The sequence below is a fragment of the Klebsiella sp. C360 genome (assembly GCF_048822415.1).
Lineage (GTDB): Bacteria > Pseudomonadota > Gammaproteobacteria > Enterobacterales > Enterobacteriaceae > Klebsiella > Klebsiella quasipneumoniae.
Window position 1 is genome coordinate 21,556 of record NZ_JBMEZZ010000007.1, and the last position, 21,633, is coordinate 43,188.

Here is a 21,633-nt window from a genome sequence, read left to right on the forward strand (position 1 = left end):
CTGCGGGCAACATACCGCATTGTCCACCCGGCGACCAGCTGTTTCAATGCCCTTCTCTGAGCCGATAAGTGAGCCATGATGTTTGATCTTCACACTCTCTGTTTACTGCTGATCTTTATCGCCGCCGGGCTGGTCAAAGGGGTGACCGGTATGGGACTACCCACCGTGGCGATGGGCCTGCTTGGCCTGCTGATGCCGCCACCGGCCGCGGCGGCCCTGCTGGTGCTCCCCTCGCTGTTAACCAATCTCTGGCAACTGCTGGCAGGCCCCGCGCTGGCGCAGATTGTGCGTCGCCTCTGGTTAATGATGACCGGGATGATTATCGGCACGCTGGCAGGGTCGTCACTGCTCATCCACCTGAACCCGCGGTGGTCGGCGCTGGCGCTGGGCGCCGTGCTGATAGCTTATGCCGGATACGCGCTCCGTGGTCCGGCGGTGCAGGTTTCCGCCCGCGTGGAAGAGCGCCTGTCGCCGCTGATGGGCGGACTGACCGGACTGATCACCGGGGCGACCGGGGTGTTCGTTATTCCGGCGGTGCCCTGGCTGCAGGCGCTGGGCTTTCGTCGCGACGAGCTGGTCCAGGCCCTGGGACTGTCGTTCACCCTCTCTACTCTGGCGATGGCGGCCGGCCTCTCCCTGCACGCTGGCTGGCGCGCAGAGTCGCTGCTGCTGTCGGCGCTGGCGCTGTTGCCCGCGCTGCTCGGCATGTGGCTGGGACAGCGGATCCGCTCGCGTCTCAGCCCGCAGCGTTTTCGTCAGGGCTTTCTGTTGTTCCTGCTGGCGCTGGGGCTGGAGCTTGTCCTCCGGGGGCTGCTGGGGGGATCGGCCTAGCGGCGGGTAATGTGCTTCACATTGTATTTACTGGTGTTCTGGTAGATCTCTGAGAAATCAACGATCGCCCGGTTCTGGGCGTAGCTGACAGACTGCACCCGTAGCAGGAGGCTGTTAGGCGCCACCTGCAGCAGCTCCGCCTGCTCGCGGGTCGCCAGCACCGGCGTATAGCTGCGATGGCTCTCGATAATGGTGATATGGCACTCTTTTTTGAAATAGTTGAACTTAGACTGCTCAAGGTTACCCACGCTGAGCCACGGAAAAGCGGCGTACGGAATGTAGCTGTTCTCCACCAGGATCGGGACCTCATCAATCAGGCGCAGCCGCCTGACGTAGTAGACTTTCTCTCCCGGCTGGATCTTTAACTGCTGGGCAATGGCCGGCGGGGCGTCAAGCAACGTGAACTCAATGACCTTATTACGGTAGTTGGTGACCCCCACCACCTGCATCTGGTAGTTAAACCCCTCCAGCTCGCCGCCATGATAGTTACTCTTACGCACAATGCAGGTTCCGCTGCCGTGCCGTCGGGCGATCAGCTTTTCCTCCTCCAGTAGCGCCAGCGCTTTGCGCAGCGTCATCACCGAGACCTGCAGCTCCGCAGCGAGCGCTTTTTCGCTGGGCAGCATATCCCCGACGGCGTAGTCGTCGCTGTTGATACGGGCCTTCAGTTCGGTGGCAATCTTTTTATAAATCACTTTTAGATGTCTCGTTGAGATGGAGGGTGTGGGAAAGAACGATAAATAACGCATTGTATTTACAGATAATAGTTAACTTTTACGCGAGAGATAAGACGTTAACTCATCTATAAAAATGGTTATATTTATATATCTCTCCTGCAACAATATATATGACTTTCGTCACAGATGGCCTTTTTCCTGCTCGGGATCCCGGTGGTCTGATCCTAGTCTGATAAGCCTATTGATCAGGTGATGACAGCTGGCTATGAAGACGAGAGGACAACCATGATTGGCGTGAAAAAGCTTCAGGACTTTTCCAAGGCGATGATCGGGCCGGTGCTGTATCTGCCGGCTATCGGCCTGTTGATCGCCCTGTTCAGCATGACCACCAACCGGCTGTGGGTGGATGAAAGCAGCGGGATCTATCTTTTAGGGAAATTCGTCTCCAGCATGCTCTGGGCGCTGATGAACAATCTCGGGTTTCTGTTCTGCCTCGGGCTGGCAAGCGGTCTGGCGAAAACCCGCAAAGCCGAAGCCGCTTTCGTGGCGGCCATGACCTGGCTGGTCTACCTGGCGGCGAACAACAGCTGGCTGACCCTGACCCATCGCCTGGCGACCGGGGCCACCAACGCGCAACTGTATGGCAGCGGACAAACCTACATCTTCGGTTTTCAGGTTATCGATATGGGCGTGTTCCTCGGTATTATCCTTGGCTGCGCTGTCGCCTTTGTTCACAATCGCGTGGTCGGCATCGAATTTCGCGGCGCGCTGTCGATCTACGGCAACAGCAAGCTCGTGCTGATCGTGATGCTGCCGCTGGTGGGCCTGTTTGCTATCGCCACCGTCTATCTCTGGCCGGTGGTGGAGTTGGGCATCTCGGCGCTGACCGGCTTTATGAAATCATTTGGCGCCATTGGGGTCTTCCTGTACGGCTTTCTCAACCGGTTCCTGATCCCCACCGGGCTGCATCATCTGATCTGGTCGCCGTTCGTCTTTACCTCTATCGGCGGTCAGTTGCTGATTGATGGCCAGACCGTCATTGGCGCCAAGCCCATTTTCCTCGCCGAAATCGCCCGTCATCCCGTTGACGCGCTCAGTGATTCCGCCCGCTTTTTAACCTATGGGATGGTGAAGATTTTTGGCACCGCCGGTATGGCGCTCGCCTTCTACCGCACGGCGAAACCGGAGAATAAACAGCGACTCAAAGTCACGCTGATCCCCTTAATTGTCACCTCAGTGCTGGTGGGGATCACCGAACCGTTTGAGTTTCTCTTTATCTTCACCGCCCCGCTGCTGTGGCTTATCTACTCCCTGCTGGACGGTTTCTTCCAGATGCTGGCCTGGCTGCTTCATGTGCGGGTCTGCGCCACAAACGGTCTTATCGATTTTGTCGTCTATAACCTGCCCGCCGGCGCCAGCGTGACGCGCTGGCCGGTATTTGTCCTGCTCGGCCTGCTGGAAACCGCCACCATGTACCTGGTCGGCACCTTCTGCATTACCCGCCTGCGAATGCTTACCCCGGGGCGCGAAGCCGCTGCCGATGCGGCGTCTTCCCCACAGACGGATCAGGCGCATGGCGATTCAGACAAAGGCGCGCTGGTGATTGCGGGGCTGGGCGGTAAAGAGAATGTTTGTACGGTGGAAAACTGTTTTACCCGTCTGCGGGTCGATGTGCGCGACCCTGCTCTCATCCAGCAGACGCTGTTGAAAGAGAGCGGCGGGAGCAGCGTGCTGATTAAAGGCAATCATGTCCAGGTGATCTATGGCCTGGGGGTTAACAAAATTCGAACGGCGGTCAACGCCAGTCTGGGTGTAACTGAATAACGAGGTGGTAAATGAAAGATAACTTTGTGGTCACGATTGCCGGCGGCGGGAGTACCTACACGCCAGGGATTGTCATGATGCTGCTGGAAAATATGGCGCGCTTTCCCCTGCGGGAGATCCGTCTGTACGATAACCATCACGAACGTCAGAAGACCATCGGCGACGCCTGCGCCATTCTGGTGGCTGAACGCTTCCCGCAGGTGAAGTTCAGCTATACCACCGATCCGCAGGCGGCCTTCACCGACGTTGATTTTGTGATGGCGCATATTCGCGTTGGCCTGTATGAGATGCGGGAAAAGGATGAAAAGATCCCGCTGAAATATGGCGTGCCGGGCCAGGAAACCTGTGGGCCGGGGGGGATCGCCTACGGTATGCGCTCGATTGCCGGCGTACTGGAGCTGGTCGATTATATGCAGCAGTACGCCCCGGGGGCGTGGATGCTCAACTACTCCAACCCGGCGGCCATCGTCGCGGAAGCGACCCGTCGCCTGCGTCCCGACGCGCGCATTATCAACATCTGCGATATGCCGGTGGCCATTGAGGGGCTGTTTGCCGACATCCTCGGTCTGCCGTCCCGCAAGGCACTGAACGTCCGCTACTACGGCCTGAATCATTTTGGCTGGTGGACCAGCATCACCGATAAAGCCGGTAACGATCTGATGCCGGCGCTGAAGAGTCACGTGGCGGAGCAGGGTTACAGTAGCCCAAAAGAGGATTTTCAGCATAAGGCGCCGAGCTGGATCGAGACCTTTAAAAAGGTGAAGGATGTGTTTGCCCTTGATCCCCTGACCCTGCCTAACACTTACCTGAAATACTACCTCTACCCTGACTACGAGGTGGCGCACTCTGACCCGGACTTTACGCGGGCCAACGAGGTGATGGCCGGGCGTGAAAAAGAGGTCTTCGATATGGCCCGGGAGATCACCCGTCGCGGCACCGCGGAAGGCGCGCATTTCCACGCCGGGGCCCATGCCACTTTCATCGTCGACCTCGCCTGCGCCATCGCCTTTAACACCCAGGAGCGGATGCTGTTGATCGTGGAGAACAACGGGGCGATCGCCAACTTTGACGAAACGGCGATGGTGGAAGTCCCCTGCCTGGTGGGCGTCAACGGCCCGGAACCGCTGGCGATGGGAAAAATCCCTTCGTTCCAGAAAGGGTTGATGGAGCAGCAGGTGGCGGTGGAGAAGCTGGTGGTTGACGCCTGGATCGAGGGCAGCTACCAGAAACTGTGGCAGGCCATCACCCTGTCGAAAACGGTGCCCAGCGCCGCGGTGGCGAAAGCGATCCTCGATGAGCTGATCGTCGCCAACGAAGGTTACTGGCCCGCGCTGCACTGATTTTTTGCCGCAACCCTGCCGGGAGACCTTCTCTCCGCAGGGTTATCAGCGGCACCCTTCCCGCGATGCCTGCCCCATGGCCTCCCTCCGCACAGACGCGTCAATGGCCTGCGCTACCCCCTCCAGACCGACGACCCAGAGCCGCCAGCCACGCTTTTCCCTGATCGGAGCAATGAAATATAAATTCTATTCTTCGATATTATGGCGTAAAAATGTGATCTGCGTTGTATTCTTTGAGTTACATTAACCCACTGAAAACAACATCATTATTACTCACTCGCAAAATTAACCCCCTTTTCATGGGGATATCGCGCTGCATGCCATTGTGATTGGCTTCATGTATTTACCTTCCTGCAACACTGATTTGAAACTAAATTTTCATAATGTGATCTTGTAGCATGCTCGTTCCATTTCTTTGTGCCATATTCTTATCACAGTAAATCGCCGGAACGACAGCAACATGCCACACCAGGGCGCTGTCCTGCCGACGCACTGAAGACCGCTAACCCCGAAAAGGAGAACGGATATCGACAACATCCATATCACCACCAAGCCGTAAACCTCTTTGACCGCCATTGCTTAGCGTACCCTGCCATGTGCTGAGCAATTACACAAAGAAGAAAATCATTCAATTCAGTTAGATACGACAACACAGGCGTGATAAATCCTGACTGGGGAGATGTATTTTTATCTTGTGTCGTTCAACAAAATAAAGGGACTACCATGTCATTTATAACAAACCTGAACCAGCAACAGAGAAAACGACTTCATCAGATCACCTTAGTGGCCACCTTCGGCGGCCTGCTTTTCGGTTACGACACTGGCGTTATCAACGGCGCCTTTTCCTCACTGAAGCAGTACATGGCGCTGACCCCGACCACCGAAGGGCTGGTGATGAGCGTCCTGCTGGTCGGCGCCGCGCTGGGCAGCGTGTTTGGCGGCAAGTTTGCCGACTACTTCGGCCGGCGCAAATACTTACTCTTCCTCTCCTTTATCTTTCTCATCGGCGCCCTGCTTTCCGCCGCGGCTCCCGATATCACCACCCTGCTGATTGCCCGCGCCCTGCTGGGCTACGCCGTCGGCGGCGCCTCGGTTACCGCTCCGACCTTTATTTCTGAAGTGGCGCCCACCGAGATGCGCGGCAAGCTGACCGGCCTGAATGAAGTCGCCATCGTTATCGGCCAGCTGGCGGCGTTTGCCATTAACGCGATCATTGGCATCATCTGGGGCCATCTGCCGGACGTCTGGCGCTATATGCTGTTGGTGCAGGCGATCCCCGCTATCTGCCTGTTTGTTGGTATGTGGCGCGCGCCGGAAAGTCCGCGCTGGCTGATCAGCAAAAACCGCCACGAAGAAGCGCTGCATATTCTCAAACAGATCCGCCCGGCGGAACGCGCACAGAAAGAGTATGACGACATCTCCACCCTGATCAAAATTGAAGCCGGCAATAAGTACAGCACTCAGAACACCTTTACCACTATCCTCACAACGCCATGGATCCTCAAAATTTTGCTGGTGGGCATTACCTGGGCCGCACTGCAGCAAACCACCGGGGTGAACGTCATTATGTATTACGGTACGGAAATCCTGAGTGCCGCCGGCTTCTCAGAGCGTACCTCGCTGATCTGTAACGTGCTGAACGGTGTCTTCTCCGTCGGCGGTATGCTGATTGGCGTGCTGTTCCTGGTCGACCGCTTCAAACGTAAGACGATCATCATCTACGGCTTCGCCATTATGGCCACGCTGCATCTGATTATCGCCGCGGTCGACTACACCCTGGTGGGCGATCTGAAAGCCACCGCTATCTGGCTGCTGGGCGCGCTGTTCGTCGGTGTGATGCAGGGCTCGATGGGCTTTATCACCTGGGTGGTATTAGCTGAGCTGTTCCCGCTGAAATTCCGCGGACTGTCGATGGGGATCTCGGTATTTTTCATGTGGATCATGAACGCGGTAGTCAGCTACCTGTTCCCGCTGCTGCAGGCGAAACTGGGCCTGGGGCCGGTCTTCTTCATCTTCGCGGCCATCAACTATTTGGCGATTCTGTTCGTGGTGTTCGCCCTGCCGGAGACCTCCAATAAATCGCTGGAGCAGTTAGAAGCGGAGCTGTCAGCGAATCATGAGGATAAAAAATCCACTCGTCTCACCAGGGAGGTTGGCTATGATCGATAATATCACGCTGGATAATCTGCACATCGGCTGCAAGGCCAGTAATAAAGCGGAAGTCATCGCCATGATTGGCGCGGAGTGTAAAGCCAAAGGCTATGTCAATCAGGAGTGCGTTCACTTTCTGCTGGAGCGTGAACATCAGGTTTCCACTTTTTTGGGCAATGGCATCACCCTGCCGCATCTGCCGAAATCAGCGACGGATATCATCCTCAAAACCGGGATCGAGATCTTTCAGTTTCCTGATGGCGTTATCTGGGATCGCGGCAACGTGATGTTTATTGCCATTGGCGTGATTGCGAAAGAGAAAGAGCATATTGACGTGCTCAAAGAAATTGCCTCGATATTCAGCGATGAGCTGATCGCGAATGCGCTGTCATTAATCTCTGACAAAAATGACTTCCTGAAGATCCTCCAGCATAACGCGCTGCCCCATTAAGTGCGCCACCGGCCGGGGCGCTGCCCCCGGCCCCTCCATTTATTGGTCTCACAGAAAACAGACATTGCGAAAAATCTAATTTTCCCCGTTACCACGTCAATCACAATAATAACCGGGGAAATTAACGCATATTAAATTGCTATCAAATCTATTTATTATGCGTTCCCCCTTATCTGATGAACTAAATTCATCAATAAAAACAAAATGTTAAGAATTTGATCAGTGTTTTACCCTCTGTTTTTTCAATCAGGCCGCGAGTACCGTGCGCCAGTATTTCCTGCGCTATCCCATTAGTTTTGATTTAAATCAATACCTCTTCCGTGGTTAAAATGCATTTTACAGCGCGATTATTTTGGCAAGGTGTATACGACATTGGTTTTACGATTTGGATATTTATTTAGCCGGCCCGCAAGCCTGTGGGGATGGCTGATGTGTAACGCGCTTAACGGTATCGCTATCGTCCTTTGCTTTCGCGGGATAAGCGTCGTGACAGGCTATCGTCAAGCGGTCTGGCAGGTCATCATCACGCTGGCTATTATTATATCGACCTGGTATAGCGCTAATTATTTCGCCGCCCTGGAAGCGCGGCGCGACAGACGACGCTTTCTGCTGCTGGCCTGGGTGGTCATGACCATTCTGTTGAATTTCATTCACCTGAGCGGTGGTGAATACCGTTATTAAAGGAGCATGCCCATGACGCTGGCGATGCTGTGGGTGCTTATCACTCACCATAAAGGGCTCGCGCTCTTGCTGGTCGTGATGATTGCTCTGCTGTTTATTGCGCTTACCCCGCTGGTCAAAAGACTGCTGAGCACCCTTCACGATCGTTCCTGACCTTTCTCCCATGGCCGCCAACAGGCGGCTATCTCTCCTCCTGATGGACTGAATCCGCCACCAGCCTCAGCGGCATGCCACCTGCTACTGCGCGCATAAAAAGAAATGAGAACCATTATCAATGAAGCTATGCTAACGTGTCAGCCCAGGCAAAACGCCAGATGACACAGAACAGGGGGACAGACGAGGTGAAGCAGGATTCAGGGATCATCACAGCGCGGCAGACGCACGGATTGCTGACGCTGGCGATAGGCGCGCTATTTTACAGCAGCGGCAGTTTCGCCCGGCCGGATCTGCAGCCGCTGGGACCGAATATTGCGGATAAAGGGTCAGCTTTCTATCATTTTACCCAGCGCCAGTACGACTCTGCCGATGGCGAACGCCATTACCGGGTGTGGACCGCGGTGCCGGATAAAGCGCCGCCGGCCGCCGGTTACCCGGTGCTGTATATGCTGGACGGCAACGCGGTGATGGATAAACTCAACGACGCGTTTCTGCAACAGCTCTCCGCCGGTTCCCCGCCGGTCATCGTCGCTATTGGTTACCAGACGGCGCTGCCCTTCGATACCGCCGCCCGGGCCTGGGATTACACTCCGCCGCTGAAGGCGCATGAACCTCGCGCCGGGAAAACCGCGCTGCCGCCGCGAAAAACCGGGGGCAATGATCTGTTTCGTCAGCTGCTGTGCGAAACGATGGTTCCGCAAACAGAAGCTAACCTGAAAATCGATCCCCGCCAGCGCGCTATCTGGGGCCACTCTTACGGCGGACTGTTTGTACTCGACGCGTGGCGAAACCACTCCCTTTTCAGGATCTACTATTCTGCCAGCCCGTCGCTTGGCCAGGCGCAGACGTCTCCCCTGAAGGACACCCAGCCCCTTGATGCCACCGCGTTTACCGGGACGTCCCTGTATCTGCTGGAAGGCGACGGAAAAGCCGCTGGCGAGCCCTCCGGGCATGAAGCCTCCCTGGGCGTACTGCGTCAGACCCAGCAGCAGCTGGCCAGCAACGGTCTGACGGTGCAATTCTGGCGCTACCCTGGCCTGACGCACGGTCAGATGTTCGAGGTCTCCCTGCGCGCGGCACTGCTGCACCTTTCCGGGCAGCCTACGTTAGCGCATCAGTAACGATCCCGCGCCCACCAGCCAACGGCGGGTGCGTTAATTCTGCCGTGGCAGATGTTTAACATCGACCGGCTCGCCGAACAGAAAGCCCTGCATTTCGTCGCATCCCTCTTCTTCGAGGATTTGCCGTTGCCCTTCGGTTTCTACCCCTTCGGCGATTAGCGGGGTATTGATTGAGTTGCCCAGCGAGATAATCGCCCGCACGAACGAGCGAACCTGAGGATTGCTCTCCACATCCTGCATAAAGCTACGGTCGAGCTTGATGACGTCGAAATGAAAATCGCGCAGCATGCTCAGGGAGGAGTAACCGGTGCCGAAATCATCCAGCGCAATACTGATGCCCATCTTTTGCAGATGATGCAGCACGCTGAACGCCAGCTGTTTATTGATGATAAACGCCGTCTCCGTCACTTCAAATTCCAGCAGGCTAACCGGATAAGCGGTTCGCATCAGGATCTCGCGGACTTTTTCGATAAAGCTGCGGTGACGCAACTGTACCGGTGAGATATTGACTGAGATTTTTTTATTCAGCCGATTATCCAGTGATTCGCTGCACACCTGCTCCAGTACCCAGTAGCCTAATGGCACAATAGCGCCACTCTCTTCGGCGATGGGAATAAACACCTCCGGCGGGATAGCCCCCAGCTGCGGATGCTGCCAGCGCAACAGCGCTTCATAACCGGTGATGCGACGATCTTTAATGTTGCGGATCGCCTGATAGTGAAGCGAAAACTCCCCCGCCTGAATACCGCGGCGGATGTCGGCGGCCATCATATTCCGCTGCCGCGTCTTGTCGTCCATCTCACGTTCGTACCAGCAAATCTTGTGGTCGAGACTGCTCTTTGCCCGATACATGGCCAGATCGGAATTGCTCAGTACCGTATTAATATCCGTCCCGTCCTCCGGGTAGACGGAGATACCTATACTGGCGGAGAGGATCACTTCCGTCGCGGCAAACGTCTGCTTACCGCTGAAGCAGTGCCAGAGACGGGTGGCAAAGGCGTCCACCTCGCTTTCATCGGCAAAAGGTTTGACGGCCACAAACTCATCGCCGCCGAAGCGGGCGACCATCTCCTCCTTCTGCAGCGTTTTCAGCACGGCGCCTGCCACGCGCTGCAGCAGCTGATCGCCAATAAGATGGCCCTGCAGATCGTTAATCTCTTTAAACTTATCTAAATCGATGGTGAAAACGGCAAAGCGGCGGGCGTCATTACCGGTGATCAGCTTTTCCACCCGCTCAAAGAACTCCACCCGATTGGGTAAACCGGTCAGCGCATCGTAGCGCGCCATCCACGCGATGCGGTCATTGATCGCCTTCTGTTCGCTGATGTCGCGGGTAATTTTGGCAAAGCCCAGCAGGTTATGTTGTTCATCGCGGATGGCATTGATCATGACATGCGCCCAGAACCGGGAGCCATCTTTACGATACCGCCAGCCTTCGCCTTCGAACTGGCCGCTACGCAGGGCAATTTGCAGATTTTTTGCCGGCACCCTGGAGAGCTGTTCGGCTTCGCTATAGAAGAGACCGAAGTAGCGACCGACGATCTCGTCGCTCAGGTACCCTTTTGCCCGGCGGGCGCCCTCGTTCCAGCTGATGACCGTCCCATCGGCGCTCAACATATAGATGGCATAATCTTTAACACTTTCAATAAAGTGGCGATAGGCAATGTCCGTCAGGTGATCGTTACTCATGGTACAGCGCTCTCTGTGGCTCGGTCGTGGCAAAACGCATTAGATATAACAGAATCACGCCCATAATGAATACAAGGTTAAGGTGTTTTATGGTCGCCTTTCCGGCCCGGGCATGCGCCGACCGCGCGGCGCACACGCCTGTTAAGCGTAGTGGACCTGGCCATCTTCGGGAGTGACAAACTCGGCGATTTTCACACTTAGGTCGCCCACTAATAGTTACTTTTATTGATTAAAAAGTTTGATTGAAAGAATAAATAAAAGGAGTAATGTTAATAATACTTTCTATGGAGGTTAAATATGTTGCGTGATTATTTAAAAGTGGAAAAAGAAGATCGTCTGGTTGAACAACAGAGTCGTCATGACAATAGTCAGCATTATTCTTCGGTGACCGAATGGGTTATTTTAAGTAAAGATGGCCAGCGTAAAGGTCGGGTATCCCTGTTTGACCGCTTCACCACCCGCCGCTCCTGGAGCGACAGCTTCCGCATTACGCAGTTTGATAATGCGGGTAAAGTGGTGGTGGATAAACTCACTGACGCGCTGTAAATCCCCCGGATTCCCGGCCTGACGGGAGAATATTCATACGCAAAATTAACACCTGCATAAAATATATTGATGCGTCGCCATCATGCTATTTTCATTCCGCATACTGATAACCTAATGGGTAATTTACGCCATGGTAAACAGCGCGAATTTTTAACCCGAACACATGCTGAAAAATAAGCCCGCCGGTCGGGCTTTTTTGCATGGTGTTCGCCGCCCAGGCCACAAAATGCCAGGGACATCCCGCGCTGGATGGTATACGATACATATACGAATCATATATGGGTTGTTGCTATGGGAATCGTCAAAATCTCCGATCTGCTGCACGATGACATTCGTGATGCCAGCAAAGCCATGTCCCGCTCCGTCAATGCGCAGGCGGAATACTGGATCCGTCTGGGCATGATGAGCGAACTCTACCCCGAGCTTAACCACCAGCAGATCAAACTGCTGATGCTGAAATCCGGCTCTGACCGTCTGCTGGAGGTGATCAATGCCATCAATAATCATTAAAACCGCCGATGAGCTCGCGCGCCAGCGTCATGCCGGCCAGCTGCTGGCATCGGTGTTTGCCATGCTGGATACCTTTATCGTTCCCGGCGTGACGACGATGGAAATCAACGATCGAGTGGAAGATTTTATCGTCAACCAGCTGCACGCCCGCCCGGCCAGCAAGGGGCAATACGACTTTCCCTATGTGTTGAACACCTCGATTAACGACGTGGTCTGCCATGGGATCCCCAAGGCGACCGAGCATCTGCGCTCCGGGATGATCGTTAACGTCGATATTACCCTCGAGAAAGCGGGCATGATCGCTGACTCCAGTAAGATGTACCTGATAGGCGACGTTTCCCCGCTGGCCCGCCGGCTGGTAAAGACCACCTATGAAGCGATGTGGAAAGGCATTGAGGTGGTGAAACCTGGCGCGACGCTGGGCGACATCGGCCATGCCATTCAGCGCTGGGTCGAGGACCATGGCTACAGCGTGGTCAGAGAATACTGCGGTCACGGCGTCGGTCAGGAAATGCATGAAGAGCCGCAGGTGCTGCACTACGGCAGGCCCGGGGAAGGCGCCGTGCTGCGGGAAGGCATGGTATTCACTATTGAACCGATGGTGAACCAGGGCGACAGTCGTATCAAGACCAAAAAGGATGGCTGGACGGTGGTCACCCGCGATAAAAAACTCTCCGCGCAGTGGGAGCACACCGTGGCGGTGACCGCCAACGGTTTTGAGGTACTGACGCTGCGCGACGACGAGCAGTCGCGGATCCGCTGAGCATCTTCCCTTTCTGTATGACGGTGGGCCGCTTTCTGATCCCGGTGCTCGCCTGGGAGCCAGACGATACCTGGTTCTGCCGCCGGATGGCGGCAATAATTATTTCCAAGAATGGTTTTCTGCACGCGCGTCTCCCGGATGTGACGGCTGACGCGCGGATACACTGCACAACGGTTTACCTTTTACCTTCAGCATCCGCTTACCCTTCATCACGTCTATCCCGCCTTAGCGATAGCGAATAATAACATCTGCTTCACTATGCTGCGCATTTCGCCAGTGAATACTGACCTCACCGCGATTGTCCGGCATGGCATAGCCAGGGCGGTTGTCTGTCGTGGCGATCTGTTCCGGTGAATGGTACTGACACGAAACATCGATACGATCGCGCTGCGGAGCGATAAGACAGGCTGGATTGATGACCCGCCCTGAAAAATGAACCTGACCGGAAAGCGCAGCAGAGGACGCCTGCGGCGCCAGATACAGACATAACAGAGCGAGACGGAGCGGAGACATAGCAATCTTCCTTGATAGCGGGTGACACTGCGCGGCACAGCATCGTTTCTGTGCCATACAACCTGCGGCTTCCTGCCGTCACTCCACGCTACTGCAAAATAGCGGCGCCGTAAATGGTTATTACGGGCCACCCGGTCATCTGCCGGGAATAACAACTACTTTTCGCAAAATTTTGCCGGAATAGTTACCACTCCCGGAAATAATTCATTATATGCATGGGCCTCTTTTTAATATTTAGTAAGATTATACTTACACTAAAAAATAAATAATGTTACAGCTTAACACATCTTATCAATGGGCCTTTACGATGTTCTCCGTATAATCCCGCCCCCGACGGTAATATACATTAGCGATGCTTACCGTTTTTTGTGAACAGAAATAATAAACATGATTTAAAAATGTTAAGCGCTTTTATTAACTTGTGATTATTTAATAAGGTTTGAGTATGAAAGAAAAAGGCACCCTGCTGGTTGTTGGTTCACTGCTGGCCTTAAGTCTGGCTACTGTGACCACTGCCCACGCGGCGGGCACACTGAATTTCACTGGTAAAATTATTAACGAGTCCTGCCAGATCGCTAATAACGGTGGCGATGTTAATGTCGATTTTGGCAACGTCGATATTTCAGCGCTGAAATCACATGAAGCGAAAACCGCAGAAACACCGTTTACCATCAACCTGACCGGCTGCCCGCTGGCACAGAACATCAGTATCAGCCTGGAGGGTACCCCGGACACCAACGCTAACGGCACCAGCGCCGCCGTGCTGGCGCTCTCCGACGCTGCAGATACCGCCAAAGGTGTGGGCATTGAAGTCTTCTCTTCCCCTGACGGCTCGACGGAAGGTACTCAGCTGACCTTTGACAAGCAGAGCAAAACAGCGGTTTCGCAAGCCGACGAAAACGGTGATATTGCATTTAACTTTATTGCCGATCTGAAAAGCGATTCCTCACAGGATGTAACTGCCGGCAATATTAATGCTACGGCCAATATTGATATTGTATATGAATAGAATGTTCTGATTGCCGCTTTACCAAGGGCAGCTTCCCCTGCCCTTATTCTCATCCCTCATGACCGGATCTTCAATTATGCAGTGTTATAAAGTGGCTTTTATCCTGAGCCTTCTCTTTTGCCCTTTCCTGGCGTCTGCCGCCGGGGTTGCCATTGCCGGCACACGTGTCATTTATAATGAACAAAGTCATGAGGCAGACATCGCGGTAAAAAACACCAACTCTCACGATCCCGTGCTTATTCAGAGCTGGGTAGACGACCTGGCTGATAATAATAAATCACCATTTATCGTCACCCCGCCATTGTTCCGTCTGGATGCCGGAGACAGCAACGATCTGCGCGTACTTTTAACCTCGCCGCAAATGCCCCATGACCGGGAGAGTTTGTTCACCCTAAACATCAAAGTGATCCCTGCCAATACCGCGCCGGCTGGCGAGAACATTCTGCAATTTGCTATTAAGAATCAACTGAAGCTAATTTATCGCCCGGCAGGGCTCCCTGGTTCGGCGCTTCAAGCGGCGCAGCACCTGCGCTGGCGCGTCAGCGGCAACCACCTGCAGGCGGATAATGCCTCCCCCTATTATGTGACTATTACCACGCTCACCTGCGCGGGCCAGAACCAGAAAACGCCGCTTGAGCACAGCGTGATTGCTCCTCACAGCCGTGAAGAGTATACCCTCCCAGGCGAGGCCTGCGCCCACGAGGTGAGCTGGCGCATTCTGGATGACTTTGGCGCCGTGCAGTCGTTTAGCGCCCCCGTTTCGGCGCACTAGGCGTCTGATGTCGCCATGCGCCACGGCCCGGCTCATACCGTTACCGTCGTTAGCCTCTCCATCCTGTTGGGCGGACAGAGCGCGCTCTTGCACGCCCAGGCGACCTTTAATATGGATCTGCTGGAAAAAAACGACCATCTGCCAGCGGTGGATCTGCAGCGTTTCAATCAACAGACGGGCCAGCCGCCAGGCAAGTATCCGGTGAGCTGGCAGGTCAACGGCGTCACGCTGGATGCTCGTAAGACCGTCATGTTTCGCCAGAACGATCGCGGGCAGCTAACGCCCTGCCTAAAGCCTGAAGACCTGGTGCAGGCTGGGGTTAGTCCGGCCGTGCTGGTACAGGCGCCCGGCGCAACGTCCCGCTCATGTCCCGAACTCGCCACGCTGCTGCCGGGCAGTGTGGTCAATTTTGATTTCTCCCATCAGCGGCTGGTAATGACCATTCCTCAGGCGCTGATGACGCACCGGGCGAGGGATAATGTTCCCTCTGCGCTGTGGGACGAAGGTATTAGCGCCTTTCAGAGTAACTATCGCTATTCAGGCGCCAGCCAGCGTACCCGCATGGGCAGCACCGAGCGCGATAACTATCTGATGTTGAAAAGCGGCGTGAACGCCGGCGTATGGCGCTTGCGCGCCAGCAACGGCCTGACCGCCAACAGCGACGATAAGCCCCACTGGACCACCAGCGGCGCCTGGCTTGAGCGCGACCTGACGAGCTGGCAAAGTGAACTGACCCTCGGGGATACCTTCACTTCAGGCGATGTGTTTGACGCGGTACAGTTTCAGGGAATTGCCCTCGCCTCCAGCGACGCGATGCTCCCGGACTCGCAGAAAGGTTTTGCCCCGACCATTCGCGGGATAGCAAGAACCAACGCCCAGGTCACGGTTCGGCAAAATGGCTACGTGCTGTATCAAACCTACGTCACCCCTGGCGCGTTCGTGATTGACGATCTTTACCCCACCGCCAGTAGCGGCAATCTTGAGGTTGCCGTCAAAGAGTCTGATGGCGAAATCCGCCGCTTCACCCAGCCGTATGCATCGGTGACCAGCATGCAGCGCGAAGGCAACCTGAAATACAACCTGGTCGCCGGGCGCTATCATAGCGACGATGCCAGCCAGCGGCCGTTAATGATGCAGCTATCGCTGATGCGCGGGTTCGCCCATAACCTGACGCTGTTGGGCGGACTGCAAAGCGCGGCGCAATACCACAACCTCTCGCTCGGCGCGGGACAGGGGCTGGGAGAAGCCGGGGCGATCTCGCTACAGCTGTTAATCGCCCACGACCGGCACCAGCAGGATCCGATCGATGGCCGGGCCTGGCAGCTCCAGTACAGCAAAGGTTTTGATCGTCTCGGCACGCAGTTCACCTTCACCGGCTGGCGTTATTCGCATCAGCGCTATGCCACGCTGAGCGAGGCGTATTCCAGCCCAGACCCCGACGCCGACTCGCAGGATAACGACAACAAAAAAACGACCCTGCAAATCACCGCCAGCCAGAACCTGCCGTACGATATCACCCTCTATCTGAGTCTCGATCAGGACAGCTACTGGTCTGGAGGCGACCCGCAGCGTACCGCCAATATGGGGATCAGCGGCCAGGTTCACGGTATCGCGTGGTCGCTCAGCTACAGCGACTCCCACAGTAGCGATGGTGACGAAGTGGATGACGAGCCGCATTCCGACAAAGTGGTGACGTTGTCACTTTCGGTACCGCTAAGCCACCTGCTCCCGGGGAGCTACGCCAGCTATACCCAGAACACCTCCCGCCACAGTGCCACCAGTCAGATGGTCAGTCTCAACGGTACTTTGCTGGACAATCATGCGCTTAGCTACGCCGTCAGCCAAACCCTCGATCAACAAAACGGGCACAGCGGAAGCCTGACGGCCGGGTACAGCAGTGGTAGGGGCGATCTGAATCTCGGCTACAGCCGCGATTCGCAGGCCACTCGTCTGAACTACGGCGCCAGCGGAGGTATCCTGATTCACCGCCACGGGGTGGTCTTTACGCCGGAAATGAATGGTTCTGTCGTCCTGATTGACGCCGGTGGCGCCAGCGGTGTGACCCTGGCCAACCAGAAAACCATCGCCACCAATCGTGACGGGTACGCCGTGCTGCCCTTCGCCACCGCCTATCACCGCAACGACGTCTCTCTCGACAGCCATTCACTGCCGGGGAATGTGGATCTGGCCACCAGCACCGTGACGCTGGTCCCCACCAAAGACGCGGTGGTTCTGGCACGCTTTCACACCCACGTTGGTTATAAAGCGCTGTTTACGCTGCAGTCTCGGGGACAACCGCTGCCATTTGGCAGCGAAGTTCGCGCCAAGGACACCAGCAGCATTGTTGCCAGCGAGGGTCAGGTGTATCTGGCCGGCCTTGCGCCAAAAGGCATCCTGTATGCGCAATGGGGGCCTGGCCCTCAGCAGCGCTGTAGCGCCCGCTACGATCTCACCCCGACGCTGGCGCAGACACCCCATCCACTCATCCTACAGCAGGCGTTATCATGTTCTTTTTAACTCTCCTGCGTCGGGTCGTTCTGACGCTGTTACTCGTCTTGTTACCGACCGCCAGCGGATGGGCCTGCTCTCCGGTGTTTGTCCGCGGCCAGGCCTCCACCCTTCGGCTGAACGTGGGGCAACTTACGGTGTCGCCTGACGCCAGACCGGGCACCCCGCTGTATCACAAAAGTTTCGCCTGGAACCGCCTTAGCGACGGCGGCGAACAGTGGATCCGTTGCGCGGACGACCCGCATGGGCTGTCGCCGCTGCTGCTGGACAGTCTGCTGTCCGGGGGGGCGACGCGACCGACGGTTTATCAAACTAATCTCGCTGGCATTGGCGTTCGCGTAGCGCTGCGCGCTATCGGCGGATATGGCGGCTTTCCTGACCGACCAACGCCGTCGCCATTTAGCCTGCGAGTGGACAATCCCGCCGCTTTACCCGATGCGGTGTGGAAACTGGGCTATTTCCGCCTGACGATTGAGCTCATTAAAACCGGCTCTAAGACGACACCGGGCGAGCTTGAGTATCACAGCGAGCGCATTTTAATGGCGGAACATACCCCGCTGGCAGCCTTAGACTTAACCGGCAGGGTCAACACCGCAGGGTGTTCTGTGAATGACGCCACGCCAGCGCTGATTAAGCTACCTGCAGCGATGCTTGATCGCTTCGGCGGCGTCGGCAAAACCACCGGCGATACCCCTTTCGCGCTACAACTGGATTGCAACAGCGCGGTCACGGTTTCTCTGCGTGTTGACGGCACGGAGCCCCTTACCGCCCGGGGGCATGGCGTTTTGCGCAATGACGCCACCGACGATCGGGCACAGGGTATCGGCGTGCAGTTGCTTTACCATCGTCAGCCGGTCGCGCTGAATCATGAGATGATGCTGGGCACCGCGAGCGCGGGTCAGTTTACTCTGCCGCTCACTGCCCGCTACTACCAAACACGTTCCCGGATCACCGCCGGGCAGGTGTCGGCCGTCGCGACCTATACCTTACATTATGACTAGGCGATGACGAACCGACGGATGAAGAGGATCAAGGAATTGCTCTGACCGGCGAATCGTAAGAGAATAGCGCCTACACGCGACGATCTGATTACACGGGAGTTCATCATCAGCCATTCTCGTCGATTCCCCTTAGCCAGCAAAGTGGCGCTGGCAGGCGCGGCGCTCATCGCCGCCGGCATGCTGTTCAGCTGCACCAGTAAGGCCCCGAAATCCCTCGTCACGCCGCCGAAGAGCGCGGCCGTTAAAGCCGGTCAGACGCACCGGGAGCCGGTACGCGGCGTCTGGCTCACCACCGTCTCGCGCCTTGACTGGCCGCCGGTCGGGTCGATTATCGCCAGTACGCCGGAAAGCCGCATCACGCAGCAGAAGCTGGCGCTGATCGCCAAACTCGATAATCTGCAGCGCCTGGGGATCAACACCGTCTTTTTCCAGGTGAAACCGGACGGTACGGCGCTCTGGCGGTCGGATATTCTACCGTGGTCCGATATGCTGACCGGCAAAATCGGCGAATATCCCGGCTACGATCCGCTGCAGTTTATGCTGGATGAAGCGCACAAGCGCGGCATGAAGGTCCACGCGTGGTTTAACCCTTACCGCGTCTCGGTCAACACCAAACCGTCCACCATTGCCGAGCTGAATAACACCCTCACTCAGGTACCGGCCAGCGTGTTTGTCCTGCACCGTAACTGGATCCGCACCGCCAGCGATCGCTTTGTTCTCGACCCGGGTATTCCCGAAGCGCGTGACTGGATCACCAGCATCGTCGCTGAAGTGGTGCAGAACTACCCGATTGACGGCGTGCAGTTCGATGACTATTTCTACACCGAAACCGCCGCTTCCCCGCTTAACGACAACGAGACCTTCCGCCGTTACGGGCAGGGCTATGCCTCGAAGGGCGACTGGCGGAGGCATAACACTCAACAGCTTATTGCCCAGGTCTCCGCGACCATTAAAAAACTCAATCCGAACGTCGAGTTTGGCGTAAGCCCGGCCGGGGTGTGGCGCAACCGCTCCCACGATCCAGCGGGGTCTGATACCCGTGGCGCGGCCGCCTATGATGAATCCTATGCCGATACCCGCAGCTGGGTGCAGCAGGGACTGCTCGACTACATCGCCCCGCAGATCTACTGGCCATTTGCCCGCGATGCGGCGCGTTATGATGTGCTGGCCAACTGGTGGGCCGAGGTGGTTAAGCCCACGCATACCCGGCTGTATATTGGCGTGGCGCTGTACAAGGTGGGTGAACCGTCCAAAAATGAGCCTGACTGGACGGTGGATGGCGGCGTGCCGGAGCTGAAAAAGCAGCTCGATCTCAATGAGTCCCTGCCGCAGATCCAGGGCACCATCCTGTTCCGCGAAAACAACCTCAATCAGCCGCAGACCCGCCAGGCGGTTAACTACCTGCGCAGCCGCTGGGGGCAGCCGCAGAGCTAACCGCCACTCGGCTTCGCTATCGCGCCTGCAGCCCTTGCTGCAGGCGGGCGTGCAGTTTCAGCATGTTCTCCGTGATCGCCCGCCAGACGTGGGCGGAAAAGTCCGCCGGCAGCGTCCGGCGGGCGCTTTCGATGGCCTGCGGCACGCGGTCGGCAAACTCGTCAAGGATCGCCAGCATCTGATCCCGGGGAAAGTTAACCGCTTTGGCGGTCGCCAGAAAATGACGCGGATAGATGGCGTTAATCTCCGTTTTCCGCCCTCGGGTGGCGTTGAGCCCCATCGACAGCTTCAGGTCGCGCAGATGCAGTCCCGTCCCTCCCAGCACCGGAAATGCCGAAATAATGTCGTAGAACGGCGTGAGCCGATAGCTGCCGCCGGGCAGCAGAAAGAGCGAGAAATTCTTCGCATGCCCGTCCGTTGCCCCGGTCAGCCACTGGAACACCATGAACTTCATAAAGTCATAGCGATCTTTCAGGGCTTCACTGGAGCCCAGCAGAAAGGTCATGATCGCGGCGATACCCGGCCCGCCGTCAGACTCGTATTTCATCGACGACGGGATGCCAAATGCCTGACACAGATCCTCTTGTGGCAGCCGCAGCAGCACGCGCCCCTCCTGCGCCCAGCGCCGGTCGAAGCGGGTCACCGCCAGCGCACGGATCCGCGGGGTGGTGATAATCTCCGCCTCCGGCACCGCCAGGCCCAACGCCCTGGCCAGCGCCAGGCACAGATATTCGTTATCCACGCTTTCACGCAGATCCAGCGTCGCATTGGGCTGTTTTATCTCGCCAATGGGCAGTTTAATGATATGGGTGGTCGGGGTGGTGCCCTGCGGAATACACCAGTGCTCGCCCATTCGCAGCAGCGCGGTTTTCTCCTGGGCACCGGCCACCGAGATACGAAAATCGTCCTGGCCGGTCACCATCCCGAGCGGAATATCCGACTGGTAGGCGGTCAGCAACGCGGTCAGTTGCGCCTCATCCAGCGTCTGCCAGCGCAACGCTGCAAGATGCGCCTCTTCTCCCGGCGGCAGCAGAGTCACCGCCCCTACGCTATCCCGGCCGACCTCGGCCAGCAGATCGAACGGCTGTTTCGAGCGCGCCTGATAGCGCCTGACGATCCGGTCGCGGACCTGTGGGCTGTCGGGCAACAGGTTATCAAAATAGTGATACACCGCGTCGGCGGTGATATTGCCATACTGCAGCGGCAGCGAGAGGGAGAGCGGCCTGGCGCGCGGGCTGCGCAACCACTCGTCATCATAGCGGAAACTGTGCGCCCCGTTGGCCTGGCGGGTTAAGGTTCCCACGCGCACATTGTTCATCCAGGTGGTGAGCGTCGCCATTACCAGTCCAGATCCGTGGTGTTATCGGGGGCCGTCGCCGTCTCGGCCGGTTTGGCGTTCAGGGTCATCACCACCCCCAGCGACTGGAGGATCTTGAACAGGGTGGTCAAGGTGGTTTTGTCCGGGTGATTTTCAAAATTGGACAGCGTCGCCTGTTTAATGCCGATCCGGCTGGCCAGCGCCTCCTGAGTCCAGTGATTTTGCTGGCGCAGCAGTTTCAGGTAATTGGCCAGCTGAACGGGACTGTATATCTGCGGGGAATGCATCGCTTGTTCCTCACCATTGTTTATCCCCCTATCGGGATAAATCTGCTTTTA

Annotated in this window: 21 protein-coding genes; 16 read left to right on the top strand and 5 right to left on the bottom strand. The window is 56.5% G+C overall.

Features of this window, described 5'->3' with window-relative positions; genetic code table 11:
• The first annotated feature begins 78 nt into the window (after positions 1-78).
• A complete protein-coding gene (locus tag ACOI7D_RS18540; RefSeq protein ID WP_109547604.1) occupies positions 79-831 on the top strand; it encodes a sulfite exporter TauE/SafE family protein in 753 nt (250 codons plus the stop codon).
• Here ACOI7D_RS18540 and ACOI7D_RS18545 read toward each other — a convergent pair.
• Complete coding sequence (locus ACOI7D_RS18545) at positions 828-1,526, bottom strand: GntR family transcriptional regulator (RefSeq protein ID WP_004205898.1); 699 nt, start codon at positions 1,524-1,526, stop codon at positions 828-830. The two genes, ACOI7D_RS18540 and ACOI7D_RS18545, sit on opposite strands and share 4 nt — an antisense overlap.
• Before the next feature lie 267 nt (positions 1,527-1,793).
• Here ACOI7D_RS18545 and ACOI7D_RS18550 point away from each other — a divergent pair, with 267 nt between their 5' ends.
• From ACOI7D_RS18550 to ACOI7D_RS18580, 7 genes are all read left to right on the top strand, one after another.
• A complete protein-coding gene (locus ACOI7D_RS18550; RefSeq protein ID WP_048334843.1) occupies positions 1,794-3,332 on the top strand; it encodes a PTS transporter subunit EIIC in 1,539 nt (512 codons plus the stop codon).
• 11 nt (positions 3,333-3,343) lie between these two features.
• Complete coding sequence (locus ACOI7D_RS18555) at positions 3,344-4,672, top strand: 6-phospho-alpha-glucosidase (protein WP_109547353.1); 1,329 nt, start codon at positions 3,344-3,346, stop codon at positions 4,670-4,672.
• A gap of 723 nt (positions 4,673-5,395) precedes the next feature.
• Positions 5,396-6,841 carry a sugar porter family MFS transporter gene (locus ACOI7D_RS18560; protein WP_032452833.1) on the top strand — a complete coding sequence of 482 codons (1,446 nt, stop codon included), beginning with the start codon at positions 5,396-5,398 and terminating at the stop codon, positions 6,839-6,841.
• The gene (locus tag ACOI7D_RS18565) at positions 6,831-7,274 is read left to right on the top strand and encodes a PTS sugar transporter subunit IIA (RefSeq protein ID WP_032452832.1); all 444 of its coding nucleotides are present in this window, start codon (positions 6,831-6,833) and stop codon (positions 7,272-7,274) included. The genes ACOI7D_RS18560 and ACOI7D_RS18565 overlap by 11 nt, the downstream gene beginning before the upstream one ends.
• 429 nt (positions 7,275-7,703) lie before the next feature.
• Complete coding sequence (locus ACOI7D_RS18570) at positions 7,704-7,955, top strand: hypothetical protein (RefSeq protein WP_023289674.1); 252 nt, start codon at positions 7,704-7,706, stop codon at positions 7,953-7,955.
• Positions 7,956-7,967: 12 nt separating this feature from the next.
• Positions 7,968-8,108 carry a hypothetical protein gene (locus ACOI7D_RS18575; RefSeq protein ID WP_162543124.1) on the top strand — a complete coding sequence of 47 codons (141 nt, stop codon included), beginning with the start codon at positions 7,968-7,970 and terminating at the stop codon, positions 8,106-8,108.
• Positions 8,109-8,296: 188 nt separating this feature from the next.
• A complete protein-coding gene (locus tag ACOI7D_RS18580) occupies positions 8,297-9,232 on the top strand; it encodes an alpha/beta hydrolase (protein ID WP_109547354.1) in 936 nt (311 codons plus the stop codon).
• Between the two features lie 33 nt (positions 9,233-9,265).
• Here ACOI7D_RS18580 and ACOI7D_RS18585 read toward each other — a convergent pair whose 3' ends face one another.
• Positions 9,266-10,921, bottom strand: coding sequence for a putative bifunctional diguanylate cyclase/phosphodiesterase (locus ACOI7D_RS18585; RefSeq protein ID WP_023289671.1), 1,656 nt, complete (start codon positions 10,919-10,921; stop codon positions 9,266-9,268).
• Positions 10,922-11,218: 297 nt separating this feature from the next.
• On the opposite strand from ACOI7D_RS18585, the gene ACOI7D_RS18590 reads away from it, so the two are divergent.
• From ACOI7D_RS18590 to map, 3 genes are all read left to right on the top strand, one after another.
• Positions 11,219-11,467, top strand: coding sequence for a hypothetical protein (locus ACOI7D_RS18590; protein ID WP_004205912.1), 249 nt, complete (start codon positions 11,219-11,221; stop codon positions 11,465-11,467).
• 291 nt (positions 11,468-11,758) lie between these two features.
• Complete coding sequence (locus tag ACOI7D_RS18595) at positions 11,759-11,977, top strand: ParD-like family protein (protein ID WP_002904808.1); 219 nt, start codon at positions 11,759-11,761, stop codon at positions 11,975-11,977.
• On the top strand, positions 11,958-12,740 hold the full coding sequence (gene map / locus ACOI7D_RS18600; RefSeq protein ID WP_023289670.1) for a type I methionyl aminopeptidase: 783 nt from the start codon (positions 11,958-11,960) through the stop codon (positions 12,738-12,740). The genes ACOI7D_RS18595 and map overlap by 20 nt, the downstream gene beginning before the upstream one ends.
• A gap of 225 nt (positions 12,741-12,965) precedes the next feature.
• Here the strand turns inward: map and ACOI7D_RS18605 are convergent, their stop codons facing one another.
• Entirely contained in the window at positions 12,966-13,253 is a 288-nt protein-coding gene (locus tag ACOI7D_RS18605; RefSeq protein WP_109547355.1) for a hypothetical protein, read from the bottom strand.
• A gap of 445 nt (positions 13,254-13,698) precedes the next feature.
• Here ACOI7D_RS18605 and ACOI7D_RS18610 point away from each other — a divergent pair, with 445 nt between their 5' ends.
• The 5 genes from ACOI7D_RS18610 (at position 13,699) to ACOI7D_RS18630 (ending at position 19,977) form a co-directional block, all read left to right on the top strand.
• Entirely contained in the window at positions 13,699-14,262 is a 564-nt protein-coding gene (locus ACOI7D_RS18610) for a fimbrial protein (RefSeq protein ID WP_044523030.1), read from the top strand.
• Between the two features lie 76 nt (positions 14,263-14,338).
• Positions 14,339-15,034 carry a molecular chaperone gene (locus ACOI7D_RS18615; RefSeq protein WP_049014124.1) on the top strand — a complete coding sequence of 232 codons (696 nt, stop codon included), beginning with the start codon at positions 14,339-14,341 and terminating at the stop codon, positions 15,032-15,034.
• A 15-nt stretch (positions 15,035-15,049) separates the two neighbouring features.
• Positions 15,050-17,551: a fimbria/pilus outer membrane usher protein gene (locus ACOI7D_RS18620; protein ID WP_109547356.1), complete on the top strand. Its 2,502-nt coding sequence runs from the start codon at positions 15,050-15,052 to the stop codon at positions 17,549-17,551.
• Positions 17,539-18,543 carry a fimbrial protein gene (locus ACOI7D_RS18625; RefSeq protein ID WP_044523017.1) on the top strand — a complete coding sequence of 335 codons (1,005 nt, stop codon included), beginning with the start codon at positions 17,539-17,541 and terminating at the stop codon, positions 18,541-18,543. Before ACOI7D_RS18620 ends, ACOI7D_RS18625 begins: the two co-directional genes overlap by 13 nt.
• A 141-nt stretch (positions 18,544-18,684) precedes the next feature.
• On the top strand, positions 18,685-19,977 hold the full coding sequence (locus ACOI7D_RS18630; RefSeq protein WP_044523014.1) for a glycoside hydrolase family 10 protein: 1,293 nt from the start codon (positions 18,685-18,687) through the stop codon (positions 19,975-19,977).
• 16 nt (positions 19,978-19,993) lie between these two features.
• On the opposite strand, the gene ACOI7D_RS18635 is transcribed toward ACOI7D_RS18630, so the two are convergent.
• A complete protein-coding gene (locus tag ACOI7D_RS18635) occupies positions 19,994-21,316 on the bottom strand; it encodes a type II toxin-antitoxin system HipA family toxin (RefSeq protein WP_044523012.1) in 1,323 nt (440 codons plus the stop codon).
• Positions 21,316-21,582, bottom strand: coding sequence for a type II toxin-antitoxin system antitoxin HipB (gene hipB, locus ACOI7D_RS18640; RefSeq protein WP_023289667.1), 267 nt, complete (start codon positions 21,580-21,582; stop codon positions 21,316-21,318). The genes ACOI7D_RS18635 and hipB overlap by 1 nt, the downstream gene beginning before the upstream one ends.
• Positions 21,583-21,633 lie beyond the last annotated feature (51 nt).